This is a genomic window from Microbacterium sp. CH-015 (assembly GCF_049707015.1).
Lineage (GTDB): Bacteria > Actinomycetota > Actinomycetes > Actinomycetales > Microbacteriaceae > Microbacterium > Microbacterium aurum.
Genome location: NZ_JBNAFJ010000002.1, coordinates 166,082 through 183,055, shown reverse-complemented (window position 1 = coordinate 183,055; position 16,974 = coordinate 166,082). Strand labels below are relative to the sequence as shown.

Here is a 16,974-nt window from a genome sequence, read left to right as displayed (position 1 = left end):
CCTCGTGACGCTGTGAACGACCGCTTCGCGTTGTCCGGTCGGGCTGCCGGTTCGCGTCCGCAAACGGATGAGTCCCTGAGGTCGTCGTAGAGCGCTCGGCTGCACTGATCGGCTTAGTGACGCCCGTGCGTCACCATCGCTCCGCGACCATGCACGGCGCTCCCGAACCACCGTCGCCACTGTGCCCCGACCGTCTCGGCCGCTCATCTGCGCCCCCTGCTCAGACGCTCGCGCCACGTGCTTCTCCTCAGAGATTCATTCATGGACGTATGCCACCGCTGGTGGGGCGTGCGCACCTCCCTCATGAGACGACTCGTGAGGAGGCCCGGGGTGAAGGGCGGCGTGATCCTGTTCCGCGGTACCGGCGCGGCCGCGCGCCGATACCTGGAGTCGGACAGGTCGACCGCCGACGAGTACTACCTGGAGGGCGGCACCGCGCTCGCGGAGTTCACTGCCACCGACTCCGCGGGCGAGATCATCGAGGCGCGGACGCTCGACCCGCAGCAGTACGCCGCATGGGTGGACTGGACGGACCCGATCAGCGGCACATCGATGGGAACCCCGCGCGGCGCGGGCGAGGGGATGCGGGGTTCGCCCCGGTTTGCGGAGATGGTGGTCAACGCCCCGAAATCCCTCTCCATCGCCGCCGCCCTGCACCCGGAGGTCTCCGACGCGCTCGACGCCGCGCAACAGGATGCGGCGGCGGAGATTCGACGCTGGCTCGCCCAGCACTCGGTCACCCGAATCGGGCCTCGGCACGCACGGGAGGTCGTGCCGGTGCAGCAGCTGCAGAGTGTCTCGGTCGCGCACAAGACCAGCCGTGCGGGTGACCCGCATCGGCACATCCACTTTCAGATCGGCACCCGCGTCTACGCCGCGGGGACGTGGCGCGGCCTGGACACCGCAGCCTTGTTCAAGCAGCAGGGAGCCATCCGCGCCCTCGGCACCGCGATCATCGCCGCGCACCCGCAACTCGCCGCCGTACTCGACAAGCACGGGCTCACGCTCGACCCGGTGACGGGAGAGGTCGCGGAGCTGGAGCCGTTCAACGCGGCCCTTTCGAAGCGCGGTGCGCAGGTCGAACGCAATCTCGCCACCTTCGAGGCCGAGTGGGAAGCTGCGCATCCCGGCGAGGAACCGGGGCCGGGCGTGCGGGCTCGGCTGAAAGCGAAGGCGTGGGAGCACGAACGCCCGCGGAAGAAGCCCACGGTGCTCGGCAGCGAGGCCGGTTGGCGCGCGGAGCTCGAAGACGCCGGCTACAGCCCGGATGCACCACGGGCACACAGGCCTGTACCCGTTGCACTCGACGAGCTGCGGATCGAGGAAGTCGCATCTCGTGCACTTGACCGTGCGGCGGCGGGCGCATCGGCGTGGACGGTGCACACGCTGCGCGAGCACGTCACCCGCATCACCACTGAGCACGGCGTGCAAGCCACACCCGAGGATCTGCAAGAGTTCGTGCAACTCGCGACGCAGCTCGCAGCATCGGATTGCCTCTCCGTCCTCCCACCCGGTGCGCCGACGCCGGAGCACATCGCGCATCTGACATCCTTGCGCGTCGTCGCTGCCGAGACGGAACTGCGCGACCTGCTCACCGCACGCGCGGAGAAGTCCAACCAGCGCGTGCCGGGCGTACACGGCCTTGCGATGCAGGCGAGCCTGGACGATGAACAGGAGCGGGCGGCCGCCGTCGTCGCATCCGCCAACCCGCTCGTCGTGGTCGAAGGCGCCGCGGGGTCGGGCAAGACCACGATGCTCAAGACAGCCATCGCCGCCGCGGCCGCGGAGGGTCGTGAGATACGGGTCGTCACGCCGACGAAGAAGGCCGCCGATGTCGCTGCCCAAGACCTCGGCATCCCGACCGAGTCCGTTGCTGCGCTCGTCTACGCGCATGGATTCCGGTGGAACAGCGACGGCGTGTGGACGCGCCTCAGGCCCGGTGACGCCGATCCCGAAACCGGAAGTACCTACCGGGGTCCGGTGCAGGAGGCGCGTCTCGCGCGAGGTGAGCGGATCGTCGTCGACGAGGCAGGGATGCTCGACCAGGACTCCGCCGTCGCGCTGTTGCAAGTCGCGGACGAGGCCGGGGCGACTGTCGCGCTCGTCGGAGACCGGGCGCAACTCTCCGCGGTCGGACGCGGAGGCGTTCTCGACATCGCCACCCAACTCACCCCAGCAGTCGTCGATATGACGAGCCTGCACCGCTTCACCGACCCCGCGTATGCGGCGTTCACGCTCGAGCTGCGGCATGCCCGCAACCCCACCGCGATCTTCGATTGGCTGAACGATCATGCGCTGATCGTTCTGCACGACACCGACGACGACGTGCGGGAGAACATTGCCAGGACGACGCGCCCGGCGGATGTGATCACCGCGGCGACGAACGACGAGGCCCGGGCGCTGAACGAACGCATCCGTGCCGAGCGGGTCGACTGCGGCGAGGTCGACGACGCGCGGACGGTGCTCGGCAGCGACGGCCTTCCCATCGGCGCCGGGGACGTGATCCAGACCCGCCGCAACGAGTCCGCGCTCTGCGTTGCCAACCGGCAGACCTGGACGGTGCAGCACGTCGGCGAAGACGGCGCGCTGAGCGTCATTGAGACCGGCAACGGTCGTAAGCAGCAGCGCACCGTGACCTTGCCCGCGGAGTACGTGGCCGAGGATGCGCATCTGGCCTACGCGGTCACCGCGTACGGCGTCCAGGGCTCGACCGTGAATGCCGCACACACGTTGCTCTCCGACGCTATCGATGCGGCAGGCGTCTATGTCGGTATGACCCGCGGGCGCGAGACGAACAGGCTGCACATCGTTGCCAGCGATCTCGCAGACGCGAAGCAGCAGTTCGTCGATGCGCTCGCCCGAGACCGCGCAGACCGCGGCCTGGAAGACGCCACCGAACGCGCCCGTGAGGCCGTCGCCGACCTGATCGCGGACGGGCCTATGTCTATCGTGAGTGTGGAGCGTGACCGGATCATCGAGCGGATCGCGAAGGCTGACGTGGAGCGAGAGCGCTGGGCGTCGGCAGCCGTCAGATTGCATGACCAGTCCGAGCGACACAAGGTCGAGTACGAGGCGCAGCGTGAGCTGGCGGAAGCCGTCGATGCGAAGGCTGCTGCCGTGCTCGCGGACGTTGTGGAGTCGCTGACAGAGGAGGCAGTCGCGGATGGCGCCACGTTCCTGGCTGCGCAGCAGAACGCCATCGCGGCACGCCGGGCCAAGGAGAGCGCGTCTCGGTTCCGCAAGCGCTCTGGCACCCGCACCGCGAACAACGCCGACGCCCGGCGTGCGGAGACAGAGCGGGTTGTGCGCGGCCGGTGGCAGAGCGTCCCCCGCAGCGAAAGCAATCTGCCCGCGTGGTCCGAGTCAGTCGCCCAGCACGAAGCCAGCCACGTGCCCGCGGTCGCCGAAGCACGCGCGGAAGCCACGCAGGCGCGCCAGATCGTCAGCGAGATCACCGCGAGGCAGTCGCGGGAGCACACGGCGCTGTACGAGCGCGTCCTCGGGAACCGGCGTCCGAGCGCGATTGCTGCGCGGGTGAAGGCCCTGCGCGAGCAGGCGGCGCAGGATCGCCGCTACCTCGCCCAACTCGATGTGCTTCTGCCAGATGAAGCGGTGAAGCTCGTCAACGAGCGTGCTGCCCAAGACGAGGCTCAGCGCCTCGCTGCCGAGGAATCCCGCAGAGCAGCGGAAGTGGGAGCGACGCGGCTCGACGCTCTGAGGAATGAATCGAGTCGAGATCGCTCCCCGTACCGCGACGGACGGTTGCTGTCGTGAGCGTCGCCGGATCTGAGCTGAATGAAACCAAACTGGGAAAAACCGGCCAAAAGATGGTTTCGCCGATAGGCTCTGAGACATGACCTCGATTGAACTCGTCAAGGCGGTGTCCTCGTGAGTGCGCCCTGGCTGTCTGCGGACGACATCGCCGCTCACCTGGGCGTCACCAAGGAGACGGTCTACGTCTGGATCGCCGACAAGGGGATGCCCGCGCACAAGGTGGGGCGTCTGTGGAAGTTCCAGGCCTCCGAGGTCGATGAGTGGGTGCGTAGAGGAGGTGCCTCGACCCGCATCAGCGACACCTGACGCGAGTGCAGCTGAGTGTCGGAGGCAAGTTGTATTCTGCACAACTTGCCGTTTTGGGAGTTGAGAAGGGGAAGGAGACATCGTGACGGCGAAAGGTGACGATGAGAAGCGGTATGCGCTGTCCTTCACAAGCGGTGCGCTCCTGACGCGGGAAGCAGTTGTCGCGGCCCCTCTCTACCAAGCGACTCGGGACTGGACGGTAGTTCGCAAACTCATCGGCGAGGACAATCTCCTCCAGGCCCGCACAGTCTCATCAGGTGTCCGGCTGGCAAGGGAGGTTGCTCAGCGACTCGCTGTGCTCAGCGACGATGAGTTGGAGCTTCTTGTGGACGCGAGTGCCACGGAACGTGGATACCTGATGTGGGCCGCTGCGTGCCGTCGATACTTGTTCATCGGAGAGTTTGCCGAGGACGTTCTGCGTGAGCGGTTCCTGCTGCTCACCCCGACGTTGACCTACGACGAGTTCGATGGTTTCGTGCATAGTAAGGCGTTGTGGCATCCCGAGCTAGGGGAGCTGAAGGAGTCCACGTTAAAGAAGCTCCGCGCGGTGGCATTTCGGATGCTCGCCGAGGCAGGCCTACTGAGTGACAAGGGCGACATCCTCCCTGCCGTGATCTCGGGGCGCCTCCTCGATTGCTTCGATGCCCATGAGCCCAGCAACTTGCGGTTCTTCCCGACAACTCAGGGCGGTGCACGATGACGCCGGGCGAACTCAATCGCCAGGAGGAGCACCTGTTCGCGGTGCTCAGCGGCAGGCGGTTCCTCAACATGGAGGGCCTGAGCAACGAGGTGCCCTTCTTCATTTACCCGTATCCGCCCGAACACGCGCTTGACGTGGCGAAAGCAAAGAAGCGCATCAAGACCCGGCTCGCGACTGAGAAGGGCATCCAGGTCCGTGAGGTCAACCTCTACGACCTGTCGGTGGAGATCCTCAAGTCGCGCGGCGACTGGGACGAAGTCCTGGAAATCGAGCCGACGGTCGACAAGACCGAGTTCACCGAGGTGCTGCGGTCAATGCTCAACCCCCAGCAGCACCTGGCTCCGGCGATCGCCGCGAAGATCGCCGACGGTGGGTTCGACATCTTCTTCCTGACCGGGATCGGTGAGGTCTTCCCGTACGTCCGGTCGCACAACGTGCTGAACAACCTGCAGAGCGTCGTGACAGGCAAGCCGATGCTCATGTTCTTTCCCGGACAGTACAAACAATCCGAGAGCTTGGGGTCCTCGCTGGAGCTGTTCGGAACCCAGCACGACGACCAGTACTACCGCGCCAAGAACATCCTGGAACAGGAACCGTGACCGCCATGCAACTGCAAGAGATCTTCGCTAAGGACGTCCAACGTCCCATCGAGGGCGTCGTCAAGGCCGACGACTCCCGGAACCTGGGCACCGAGGTTGAGGAGTACGTCCTTACGAACGAGGCGGCCAAGGGGCTGGAGCAGCTCCTGGAGGCGTACACGAACTACACGAACGCCAACGGCGTGTGGATCTCGGGCTTCTTCGGTTCCGGTAAGTCGCACCTGCTCAAGATGCTCGCCCACCTCCTCGGCGATGTGGAGGGCCAGGACTTTCCGCGTGGCGAGGTCTCCGAGACGTTCCGAGCGAAGGCTGAGGGGGCCTTCCTGCCTGCGCTGATCACTAAGGCCGACCGGATCCCGGCGAAGAGTCTGCTGTTCAACATCGACCAGAAGGCTCCACTGATCAGCAAGGACCAGGCCGACGCGCTGCTTCGTGTGTTCGTGCAGGTCTTCGACGAGTCGCGTGGCTACTACGGGGATCAGGGGTTCATTGCTCGCTTCGAGCATCAGCTCGACGAGGAGGGTCAGCTCGACGCGTTCAAGGACGCGTTCCAGGCCATCGCGGGCCGAGAGTGGGAAGAACGCCGTCCGAGCTTCGGGCTGCCGACCGTCCGCAAGCAGGTCAACGAGGCGTACGCCCAGGTGGCCGGCATCGACGCGACAGCGGCACCGGACATCCTGAAGACCTACCAGGACACGTACTCGGTCTCGATCGAGGACTTCGCCGACGAGGTCAAGGCTTGGCTGGACAAGCAGGAGAAGGACTTCCGGCTGAACTTCTACGTCGACGAGGTCGGTCAGTTCATCGGTAACAACACGCACCTGATGCTGAACCTCCAGACCATCGCAGAGTCGCTCAACACCAAGTGCCAGGGCCGCGCGTGGATCATGGTGACCTCGCAGGAGGACATGGATCGCGTGATCGGCGACCGCACCAAGCAGCAGGGCAACGATTTCTCGAAGATTCAGGCCCGCTTCAAGACCCGAGTGAAGCTCACCAGCGCCGATGTCGAAGAGGTCATCGGCAAGCGTCTGCTGGAGAAGAACGACGCCGGTACCGCCGCACTGGGCGCGGTATACGCGGCGGAGTCGGCGAACTTCAAGACGCTCTTCGACTTCGTCGACGGGGCGAAGACATACCGGAACTACACGACTGAAGACCAGTTCGTCGGCACCTACCCGTTCGTGAACTACCAGTTCCCGCTGTTCCAGGCTGCGATTGAGGGCATCTCCGACCACAACGTGTTCGAGGGCCGGAACAGCTCGGTCGGCGAGCGCTCGATGCTCGGGGTCGTGCAGCAGGTCGCCAAGGACATCGGCGATGTGGAGGTCGGCCAGCTCGCAACGTTCGACAGCATGTTCGCGGGGATCCGCTCGTCGCTGAAGTCGGCGGCGCAGCGGTCCATCGACGTCGCCGAGCGCAACCTGGAGAACCCCCTCGCCGTTCGGCTCCTCAAGGCGCTGTTCCTGGTCAAGTACGTCGACGGGTTCCGCGCGACGGCCCGCAACCTGACCGTGCTCGTCTACGACCGGTTCGGCCTCGATCTGCCTGCGCTGGCCAAGCAGGTGCAGGAGGCGCTGACGTTGCTTGAGGCACAGACCTACATCCAGCGCAACGGCAACACCTACGAGTACTTGACCGATCTCGAGCAGGACATGGAGAAGGAGATCAAGGCCGTCGACATCGACGCCTCCGAACTCTCCGCTCGGCTCAACAAGATCCTCTCCGGGGATGTGATCAAGGCGTCCAAACTGAAGTACACCAAGAACGGTCAGGACTTCGCCTTCGGCTACAAGCTCGACGACCAGGTCTTCGGCCAACAGCGCGAGCTGTCGCTGCACTTCATCACCCCCGAGTACCCGTACTCGCCCGAAGAGACCCGCATGCACAGCGCGGGCAAGGACGAGCTGCTCGTGATCATGCAGCCCGACGACCGCGTCCTCGCCGACCTGCGCCTCCTCATCAAGACCGAGAAGTACACCAAGCGCAAACAGACCAGCTCGCTGTCTGCCGACGAAGACCGCATCCTTCGCTCCAAGGCCGCCCAGAACGTCGAACGGGAGAAGGAACTCATCGAGCGCATTAGGCGCGCGGTCGGCTCAGCACAGCTTGTTATCAACGCAGCCGACGTTGCCTCATCCTCGCGGGATCCGCTTGCCCGGGTGACCGACGGTTTCCAGGATCTCGTCGCCCGCACCTACACCCAGCTCAGCCTGCTTGGCGGAGTGACCTACACCGAGCAGCAGGTCGCTGGCGCGGCGAACCCCGACCAGGGCGGTATGTTCGACGTGACGGGTCTGTCGAAGCTCTCTGCCCCCGGAGACGAGGTGCTCTCGCACGTGCTGCGCCGCGACCGCCTCGGCGAGCAGGTCACGGTCAAGGCGCTTGTGGATACCTTCGGCGCGAAGCCGTACGGGTGGGACCTCGCCTCCATCGAGGTCGTGACCGCGTACCTCGTCGGGGCTGCCAAGGTCACGCTGTCCGTGGACGGCAACACGCTCAAGCGCAGCGAAGTGCCCACGATCCTGCGCAACACACAGAAGCACCCGCATGCCGTGATCGCGCCGCAGAAGAGTTTCGATGACCGCAAGGTCGCCGCGTTCCGCTCGTTCTGCATCGACTTCTTCAGCGATCCGGCCGTGACCAAGGACCCGCTCGAACTGGCCCACTACGGCGGCGAAAAGCTGCGCGCGAAACTCGACGAACTCAAGGCCCGCATCAGCGGATCGAAGTACCCCTTCGTCAGCCAACTCGACGCGCCGATCGCGCTGCTCGAACAGGTCGTCGGCAAGAGCGACGAGTGGTACCTGACCGACTTCGCCCTCGCGGACGAGCTGCTGGAGGCCAAGGACGACGTCATCGACCCGATCCAGGCATTCCTCAACGGCAACCAGCGCACGATCTACGATGACGCGGCCAAGCTGCTCCGGGACAACGCCAGCAACCTCACCTACCTGCCGCACGGCAGCGACGAACCGGTGACCCGGCTGCTCGACGACCCGCAGGCGTTCCGCGGCAACAAGATGACCCAACTCAAGCAGGCCGCAGACACCCTCAACGGTCAGATCTCCGACGCGGTCAAGGCCAACCGGTCGGATGCCGTCGGCGAGATCGTCGCCCGCCGCGACGCGCTGCTCGTGAGCGCCATCTATGCGGACGCCACGGACGAAGCCCAGGCGAGGGCGGTAGCACAGATCGACGCGACCATCGCGAGGATTGACTCGGAACATCAGATCGCGGTCATCCGCGAGCTGGCCAATGGGTTCGAGGAGACCGGGTACCCCGCGATCCTCGACCAGCTCGCCATCGCACGACGCGAGGTCGATCCGGATGTGCCGCCTCCACCCGTGAAGCAGACGGTTTCCATCAAGACGATCACCCCGCGTGGCGTCACCGGACCACTGGAGACCCCCGACGACGTCGACACTTACCTCGCCGCTTTGCGCGGCTCTCTCATCCACGCCCTCGAAGACGGAAAGCGGATCGCACTCTGATGGAAACCGCACCGCTGAAGTCGTACGCCACCTGGGCACGCACAGAGCTGATCAAGGAGGTCAGCGCGCGGATGGCCGCCGTGCTCGCCCCGGGGTCCACTGAACGTGTCGAGGAGGCAGCCGCCATCAAGGCGTTGGAGACTGCCGTCAAGGCCGCCGGCGGTGAAGCTGTCGGTCGTGCAAAGATTGCGGACAAGGTCGCCTACACCTGGTTCAACCGCATCATTGCGCTGCGGTTCATGGACGCCAACGGCTACACCGGCATCGGCATCGTCTCGCCCCACCGCGGACAAACTTCCGGACAGCCGGAAGTGCTCGCCGACGCCAAGCGCGGCGTCATCGACACCGATGTCGTCGGAAAGCGCACCGCCGAGACGATCACCGCGCTCCTGGACGGCACACGCCGCAGCGCCGATCCGCAAGGTGAGGCCTACAGCCTGCTGCTGGCGGAGTACTGCCGTTACTGGCACCGGTCCATGCCGTTCATGTTCGAGCGGGAGGGCGATTACACCGAGCTGCTCATCCCCGCGAACCTGCTCGCCGACGACTCGGTGCTCGCACGCTCGATCGCGGTGCTGACCGTCGAGGTGTGCCAGGACGTCGAGGTGATCGGCTGGCTCTACCAGTTCTACATCTCGGAGCGAAAGGACGAGGTCTTCGCCGGGTTCAAGAAGAACAAGAAGGCCGGCGCCGATGAGATCCCCGCGGCCACGCAACTCTTCACCCCGCACTGGATCGTCCGCTACCTCGTCGAAAACTCCCTCGGCCGCCTGTGGATGCTCAACCACCCGAACTCGCGCCTGGTCGACCAGATGGACTACTACATCGCTCCGGTTGACGAGGAGACCGACTTTCTGAAGATCGGCAGGGCCGAGGAGCTCACCGTCATCGACCCGGCATGCGGGTCGGGGCACATGCTGACCTACGCCTTCGACCTGCTCTACGCGATTTACGAGGAGCAGGGCGAGGCCCCGTCCGACATTCCGGGCAAGATCCTCGCCCACAACCTGTACGGCACGGAGATCGACCCGCGTGCCGGGGCTCTGGCGGCGTTCGCCCTGACAATGAAGGCCCGAGCCCGGCAGCGCACGTTCTTCAACAAGCAGGTCGAGCCGAACATCTGCGTCATCGACCCGATCGCCTTCACCACCGATGAGTTGGACTACCTCGTCACCAAGGACGGCGACCGTCACGCAGAGGAAGCATTCTGGAACCAGTTCGCCGAGGCCGACACCTTCGGCTCGCTGATCCAGCCCGACCCTGACCTGATCAGTCGGCTTGCCCGTCACCTCGATTCCCTGGATGACGACGGTGACATGATCAAAGCCGACACCCTCGAATGGGCAGCGCAGTCCGTTCGCCAGGCGGAGTTCCTCGCCCCGAGATACTCCGTGGTCGTCGCTAACCCGCCGTACATGGGGAATAAGAGCATGGGGGCGAGCCTGGCGGGCTTCGGAAAGGACGTCTATCCCGCCTCGAAGGCGGATCTGTACGCCATGTTTCTCGAGCGAAGCCTGCGACTTGCACAGCGTTCGGGCTACGCGGCGCTGGTTGCGATGCACTCCTGGATGTTCCTGTCCACGTACGCGAATCTGCGGCAGTCGGTATTCGCAGATGCAACGATTGTTACGTTGGCACATCTTGGGCCTGGAGCGTTCGACACGATTTCAGGCGAGATTGTTCAAACTGCGGCGGTGGTTCTCGAACGGGGAGTGCGACCCCAGCGGCAAGGCGTCTTCCTCGACCTCACTGAGGGTCGCAACGAGGCGGCGAAGCTCACGGCACTTCGCTCGCTTGCTTCTGGCGCAAGTAGTCGTGGCCGGTTCGAGGTTGGCATGTCCGACCTTTTGAAAGTTCCCGGAAGACCCGTTGCCTACTGGCTCTCTGCCGCTGCACGAGATCTGTTCACGCAGCACGAACCGCTTGGTCAGGCGCTCCACATCACAGGTGGGATGACGACCGGAGACAATGATCGCTTCTTGCGAAGGTGGTTCGAGGTATCCCAAAGCCGAAGCTGCCACACCGCGCGCTCTGCTTCGGAGGCGGTGGCCAGTCGACGTCGCTGGTTCCCATACAACAAGGGCGGTGGCGCGCGAAGCTGGTTTGGGAATCGCGACTTCTATGTGAACTGGGAAGCGGACGGGCGTGACATTCTCGGGACAGGACGGGCGACGCCAAGGAGTCGTGCGAGGTACTTTCAAGAGTCGCTGACGTACTCGGCTACCGGCTCGACTTCACTTTCGATCCGGTATTCAGAACCAGGTTTCATCTTCGACGCAAAGGGATCGTCCTGCTTCTCTGACACTGGCGGTTTGCTCGCGAGCCTGGGTTACCTCGCGTCGAGCACTGCGTCGTACCTGCTACGTGCTCTCAATCCAACCATCGAGTTCCAGACTGGAGATCTTTCGCGGTTGCCGAACCTGCGCGCTGGCGATGAGGCGATCGTGGAACGGCTCGTCGAACTGGCGCGTGCGGACGAAGCGATGCAAGAGACGTGCTGGGAATTCTCCGGTTCACCGCTCGCTCGCTCTGGTGCAGGGACAATCCAGGAAATTGAGGCGAGTCTGTCGAAGGAGGCTGCCGTCAAGTCTGAGGAGTTCCGCAACCTCGCCGAGACGAATAACAAGGCTGTTGCTCGATATGCGGGCCTTGAGGTTGAGGTCGCTACGTCAGTGTCGATCGAGCAGGTCACGCTGGACGCCAACCCTGTCTATCGGTTCGGCGGGGGGAAGACCCAGGATGAGTACCGAAAGATGAGTCTTGCAACAGCGATCGCGGATCTCGTGTCGTATGCGGTGGGATGTATGTTCGGCCGCTATAGCCTCGATAGCCCGGGGCTGATCCTTGCCGACCAAGGCGCGACGTTGCTGGACTACCTGGAGCAGGTGCCGTCGCCATCGTTTATGCCGGACGCTGATGGCGTCATACCGATAGTGGATGGGGATTGGTTCGAAGACGGCGTCGTAGAGCGGTTCCGCCAGTTCCTGCGTGCGACGTTCGGTGAGCAACACTTCGACGACAACCTGCGGTTCGTGACTCAGGCCCTCGGCGTCAAGGACCTGAGTGACTACTTCGTCAAGTCGTTCTACAAGGACCACGTCCAGCGGTACAGCAAGCGCCCGATCTACTGGCTGTTCTCCAGCCCTAGGGGCTCGTTCAACGCGCTCATCTACATGCACCGCTACACTCCATCAACGGTATCGACCGTGCTCAACGAGTACCTGCGCGATTTCCAGGCGAAGCTCCAGGCGAGCTTGACCCAGGCGGAACGTTCGAACAATGCACGCGAAGCGGACCGCCTGCGGAAGGTGTTGGTCGAGCTGAACGAGTACGAGCACGACGTTCTCTACCCGCTCGCGACTCAACAGATCGCGATCGATCTCGACGACGGCGTGAAGGCCAACTACCCGAAGTTCGGTGCCGCCCTCAAGAAGATCCCCGGGCTGGAAGCCAGCGATGAGTGAGATCGCAGGAGTCCGTGACCACCTTGAGCGTCGCTTCGCCGTACAGCGTGTGGTGTTCTGGCACGATCCCGAAGGCGAGTACGCCGAGGACCTCGCACACCTCGATCTGCCCGGAGTGTCGCTCATCCGGGTGTCCAACGACGAGTACGGCGTCAAGAACCGGCTGCTGCACGAGGAGCCAACCGGAAAGTTCCTCGTATACCGAGGTGGTGCCTCACCGGCTGGTGTCGCCAACTGGCTGTTTGACCTCGAACTCGCCTACGGGGTCTTCACCGCCGACCGCACCTCCCTCATCCAGAACGACCTCGGCCTCACGGCTGACGGGATCGATGAGGTTCTGCGCTCCCACGAGAAGTTCTTCCGTGCCGCCAAGCGGGCGCAGGCACTCAAGGGGCTTCTGGAGCCGGATGACAGCCCGGACCGGCTACGAGCGAAGATGACCGCGGTGCTCCTCGGTCAGCAGGAGCACAGCCTGCTTGAGCTGACCCGCACGCTCCTCGTCGAGAACGCGGCCGGCGGTACCGCCAAGTTCAAGGCCGTCGCGGACCAGCAGCTCGACGAGTTCTATTGGGGCGGTGTCGCGAGGATCTACGGGTACATGTCGTCGGACCCGGGCATCGATGACTTCGTGCTCTGGATGTTCCAGCAGGCGATCGGCAGCTTCCGCAGCGATCGCCCGGGCGGTCTGCGCAACATCCAGCTCGACTTCAACAGCCTGCGCTTCGACCTGCGCAGCCAGAGCGCCCTCGCGACGCTCGCAAAGCGGGTCGCATCGAGCATCAGCTACGCGAGCACGATCGAGAACGCCGATTTCCGCGACCTCGTCGGCATCGACCTCTTCGAGGAGGTCGACCAGAAGATCATCAGCGACCTCGCGCGCGAAGTGGCCGCCCGCACCGCGACCGCCCGCGAGGTGGCCGACGTGGTCCGTAAGCGCAAGAGCAGCATTTGGGCCGAGGGTTACCGGAAGCTCTACGCCGCGATCGAGAGCGGCTCTGAACTGCTGAGCGAACTCTCGGCGCTCACGTTGACCATCACCTCGTTCGATGACGGGCTCGACCGGTACCGACGACAGTGGTACCGGATCGACCAGCTTTACCGGCAGTTCGTTTATGCCGCGCGCACCTCCGAGCATCCGAAGCCGCTGGAGGAGCTGCGAGGCGAGGTGGAGAAGTTCTATGCGAACAAGTTCCTGTTCGAGTTGGGCAACGCCTGGCAGCCTCATGTCGACGCGGCTGACAAGTGGCGGTCAGCCGTGCTGCGTCCGCAGACCGCGTTCTACCCCGAGCACGTCGCGCCGATTACCAAAGGCGGCCGGAACAAGGCGGTCGTGATCATCTCTGACGCCCTCCGCTACGAGGTCGCTGACGAACTCGGCACGCGCATCCGCCAGGAAGACCGGTTCGACGCCGATCTCGACGCTGCGCTGGGCGTGCTTCCGAGCTACACGCAGCTCGGCATGGCCGCGCTCTTGCCACACGCCAAGATCGGCCACTCCAAGGACGGCGATCCGGTGCTCGTCGACGGGCAGCGCACCGACGGCTCGGCGAACCGCACGAAGGTGCTGAGCGCCGTCGACGGCAGGGCTATGCAGGCCGAGGATGTGCTTTCACTGTCACGGGACGAGCTGCGCGACCTTTACAGCCGGCACCAGGTGTTGTACGTCTACCACAACCGCATCGACGCGACCGGCGACAAAGCGGGCACCGAGCGGCAGGTCTTCGAGGCCGCAGAGGAGACTTTGCGAGAACTCGTCGACCTGGTGAAGCGACTGACCAACGCCAACGCCACGAATATCCTCATCACCGCCGACCACGGCTTCCTCTTCCAAGACACCGCGCTGGCTGACGCCTTCTACCTCTCCACGCTCCCGCAAGGCGACGAGATCGTCACCACGAACCGGCGCTACGCGCTGGGGCGCGGCATGAAGCGAGACATTGCGTTCCGCACGTTCGATCCCGCGCAGGTCGGGCTGGACAGCGACCTCGAGGTCCAAATTCCGAAGTCGATCCACCGGCTCCGGCTACCCGGCGCGGGGTCGCGGTTCGTCCACGGCGGGGCATCCCTCCAGGAGATCGTCGTTCCGGTGCTGACAATCAACAAGAAGCGCCGCAGCGACACCCGGCTCGTCCACATCGAAGTGCTCCCCGAGTCGGACAAGATCACCACGGGCCAGCTCGTCGTGAAGCTGTTCCAGTCCGAGCCTGTCAGCGAGAAGGTGCAGCCACGCACCGTCCGAGCGGGCCTGTACGTCGGCGAGACGCTGATCTCGAACCAGCCGGAGCTGACCTTCGACCAGGAGTCGAGCGATAAGCGCGACCGCTACCAGAACGCCAACATGCTGCTCAGCCAGGACGCCAACGATTTCAACAACCGCGCCGTGGAGTTCCGCCTCGAAGAGCGCATCCCCAACACCAACCAGTGGCGCACCTACCAGAAGGCGCTCTACACGCTCCGGCGGTCATTCGCCTCGGACTTCGACTTCTAGGGGGGATCGATGAGTCTCGACAGCACCACCAACACAGAGGAAGCAGCCGAGGTCGACGCGCCTGCCGCGCAGTCTGACCTCGACCGCAAGATCAACCAGCTCTTCCCCGGCGTTGTGGTCCGCAAGGATCTCGTCAAGGCGGTCAAGGGCAACGCGATCGTGCCCTCATACGTGCTGGAATACCTGCTCGGCCAGTACGCCGCATCCGACGACGAGGCGACCATCCAGTCCGGGATCGACGCAGTGCGCAAGATCCTCGCCGATCACTACGTGCACCGGAATCAGTCCGAGCTGGTGAAGTCCACGATCCGGGAGCGCGGCCGACACCGCATCATCGACAAGGTCGCGGTCACGCTGAACGAGAAGGACGACGTCTACCAGGCGGAGTTCGCCAACCTTGGCATCAAGGGCGTGCTCGTCGAACCCGCCACCATCAAGGCGCACCCGAAACTCCTCACCGGTGGCGTGTGGTGCATCTGCGACATCGAGTACTTCCACAGCGACGACCAGCGCGTTGTGCCGTGGATCCTGGGGTCGATCAAGCCCATCCAGCTTTCAAACTTCGACTTCGAGGGGTACCTCGCCGCACGGCGCGAGTTCACCACCGACGAGTGGATCGACCTACTTATTCAGTCGATCGGCTTCAACCCCGAGCTGTTCGGCCGGCGCGCGAAGCTGATCCAGCTCGTGCGTCTGATCCCGTTCGTCGAGCGCAACTACAACCTCGTCGAGCTGGGGCCGAAGGGCACCGGAAAGTCGCACATCTTCTCGGAGTTCTCGCCGCACGGCATGCTCATCTCCGGCGGAGAGGTCACTGTCCCGAAGCTGTTCGTCAACAACTCGAACGGCCGCATAGGCCTGGTCGGCTACTGGGATGTCGTCGCCTTCGACGAGTTTGCGGGCAAGAAGAAGCGTGCGGACAAGGCGCTGGTCGACATCATGAAGAACTACATGGCGAACAAGTCCTTCTCCCGCGGGGTCGAGACCCTCGGTGCCGAGGCGTCCATGGTGTTCGTCGGCAACACCTCGCACACCGTGCCGTACATGCTCAAGCATTCCGACCTGTTCGATGAGCTGCCCGAGAGCTACCACGACTCCGCCTACCTCGACCGGCTGCACCACTACATCCCCGGATGGGAGGTCGACACCATCCGCAGCGAGATGTTTTCCGAAGGCTACGGATTCGTCGTCGACTACATCGCCGAAGTGCTCAAGTCGATGCGCACCGCCGACTACTCCGACCGGTACCAGCAGCACTTCACCCTGTCGCCCGACATTTCCACACGCGACCGCGACGGCATCCACAAGACCTTCTCCGGGCTGATGAAACTGCTCTACCCCCACGGCGAAGCGACTCGGGCGGAGATCGAGGAGGTCCTCCGATTCGCCATCGAAGGCAGGAAACGAGTCAAAGATCAGATCCTGCGCATCGACGCGACGATGGCCGACGTCAAGTTCGGGTTCACCGACAAGGCCGGAACCTGGTCGCCGGTAACGACACTCGAGGAGCAGGAATACCCCACGTACTACAACCAGCGGGCGGCCGTGGCCCCCGAGGAGCCGGAGGCGGACGCCACCCCGGGCGCCGCGACCACCGAGGTCGGTGCGCCAGTGGCGATGGCGCCGGAAGTGCCGGTTGTAGTTGAGCCTGCACTGCTCGAAGGGCACCGCGAGTTTCAGGAGAACCAGCGCGGCATCTCCTACGAGACCCTCCTGCTGCCGTACCTGCGCGGCGCGTCGGAGATCACGATCATCGACCCGTACATTCGGCTACCGCACCAGGGGCGGAACCTCGTCGACCTGCTCGCCTTGCTGGCGTCAGCGAAGGACGTCGCCGACGAGATCGGCGTCACGCTCGTGACCAAGGCCGAGACAGGGCAGTACGAACAGGCACACTTGCTGATGCTGAAGGACATCCAGGACAGTGCGGCCGCCGCCGGGATCAGCTTCACGGTCACCTGGGACGAGACGATCCACGACCGTTCGATTCGCGCCGACAACGGCTGGACGATCCTCCTCGGCCGCGGCCTAGACATCTTCCAGAAGGGCTCAGGCAGCCAGTACGACCTGGCTGCCCGCCGCCAGGAGTTCCGACAGGTCGTCGCGTTCGGCGTGACCTACATCCGCGGGGAGGGTGGGCTGTGAGGTC

General features: G+C 64.4%; 8 protein-coding genes. All 8 read left to right on the top strand.

Annotation, left to right across the window (positions count from 1 at the left end; genetic code table 11):
• The first annotated feature begins 261 nt into the window (after positions 1 to 261).
• Entirely contained in the window at positions 262 to 3,774 is a 3,513-nt protein-coding gene (mobF, locus tag ACPYN4_RS05625) for a MobF family relaxase (RefSeq protein ID WP_424445836.1), read from the top strand.
• 114 nt (positions 3,775 to 3,888) lie between these two features.
• Positions 3,889 to 4,080 (top strand): helix-turn-helix domain-containing protein, encoded by a 192-nt coding sequence (locus ACPYN4_RS05620; RefSeq protein ID WP_424445835.1) that lies wholly within the window; start codon positions 3,889 to 3,891, stop codon positions 4,078 to 4,080.
• An 82-nt stretch (positions 4,081 to 4,162) separates the two neighbouring features.
• Positions 4,163 to 4,780, top strand: a complete 618-nt coding sequence (locus ACPYN4_RS05615) for a DUF1819 family protein (protein ID WP_424445834.1) — start codon at positions 4,163 to 4,165, stop codon at positions 4,778 to 4,780.
• Positions 4,777 to 5,379 carry a DUF1788 domain-containing protein gene (locus tag ACPYN4_RS05610; RefSeq protein WP_424445833.1) on the top strand — a complete coding sequence of 201 codons (603 nt, stop codon included), beginning with the start codon at positions 4,777 to 4,779 and terminating at the stop codon, positions 5,377 to 5,379. Before ACPYN4_RS05615 ends, ACPYN4_RS05610 begins: the two co-directional genes overlap by 4 nt.
• Positions 5,380 to 5,384: 5 nt before the next feature.
• Positions 5,385 to 8,873: a BREX system P-loop protein BrxC gene (gene brxC / locus ACPYN4_RS05605; RefSeq protein ID WP_424445832.1), complete on the top strand. Its 3,489-nt coding sequence runs from the start codon at positions 5,385 to 5,387 to the stop codon at positions 8,871 to 8,873.
• Positions 8,873 to 12,337: a BREX-1 system adenine-specific DNA-methyltransferase PglX gene (gene pglX / locus ACPYN4_RS05600; protein ID WP_424445831.1), complete on the top strand. Its 3,465-nt coding sequence runs from the start codon at positions 8,873 to 8,875 to the stop codon at positions 12,335 to 12,337. The genes brxC and pglX overlap by 1 nt, the downstream gene beginning before the upstream one ends.
• Complete coding sequence (gene pglZ, locus ACPYN4_RS05595; protein WP_424445830.1) at positions 12,330 to 14,825, top strand: BREX-1 system phosphatase PglZ type A; 2,496 nt, start codon at positions 12,330 to 12,332, stop codon at positions 14,823 to 14,825. The genes pglX and pglZ overlap by 8 nt, the downstream gene beginning before the upstream one ends.
• A gap of 9 nt (positions 14,826 to 14,834) precedes the next feature.
• Positions 14,835 to 16,970, top strand: coding sequence for a BREX system Lon protease-like protein BrxL (gene brxL, locus ACPYN4_RS05590; protein ID WP_424445829.1), 2,136 nt, complete (start codon positions 14,835 to 14,837; stop codon positions 16,968 to 16,970).
• The last annotated feature ends 4 nt before the right edge of the window (positions 16,971 to 16,974 follow it).

Bases quoted from the DNA above. Each gene is read 5' to 3' on its own strand.
- pglX (WP_424445831.1), top strand. From the start codon at position 8,873: ATGGAAACCGCACCGCTGAAGTCGTACGCCACCTGGGCACGCACAGAG.
- brxL (WP_424445829.1), top strand. From the start codon at position 14,835: ATGAGTCTCGACAGCACCACCAACACAGAGGAAGCAGCCGAGGTCGAC.
- mobF (WP_424445836.1), top strand. From the start codon at position 262: ATGGACGTATGCCACCGCTGGTGGGGCGTGCGCACCTCCCTCATGAGA.
- ACPYN4_RS05610 (WP_424445833.1), top strand. From the start codon at position 4,777: ATGACGCCGGGCGAACTCAATCGCCAGGAGGAGCACCTGTTCGCGGTG.
- pglZ (WP_424445830.1), top strand. From the start codon at position 12,330: ATGAGTGAGATCGCAGGAGTCCGTGACCACCTTGAGCGTCGCTTCGCC.
- brxC (WP_424445832.1), top strand. From the start codon at position 5,385: ATGCAACTGCAAGAGATCTTCGCTAAGGACGTCCAACGTCCCATCGAG.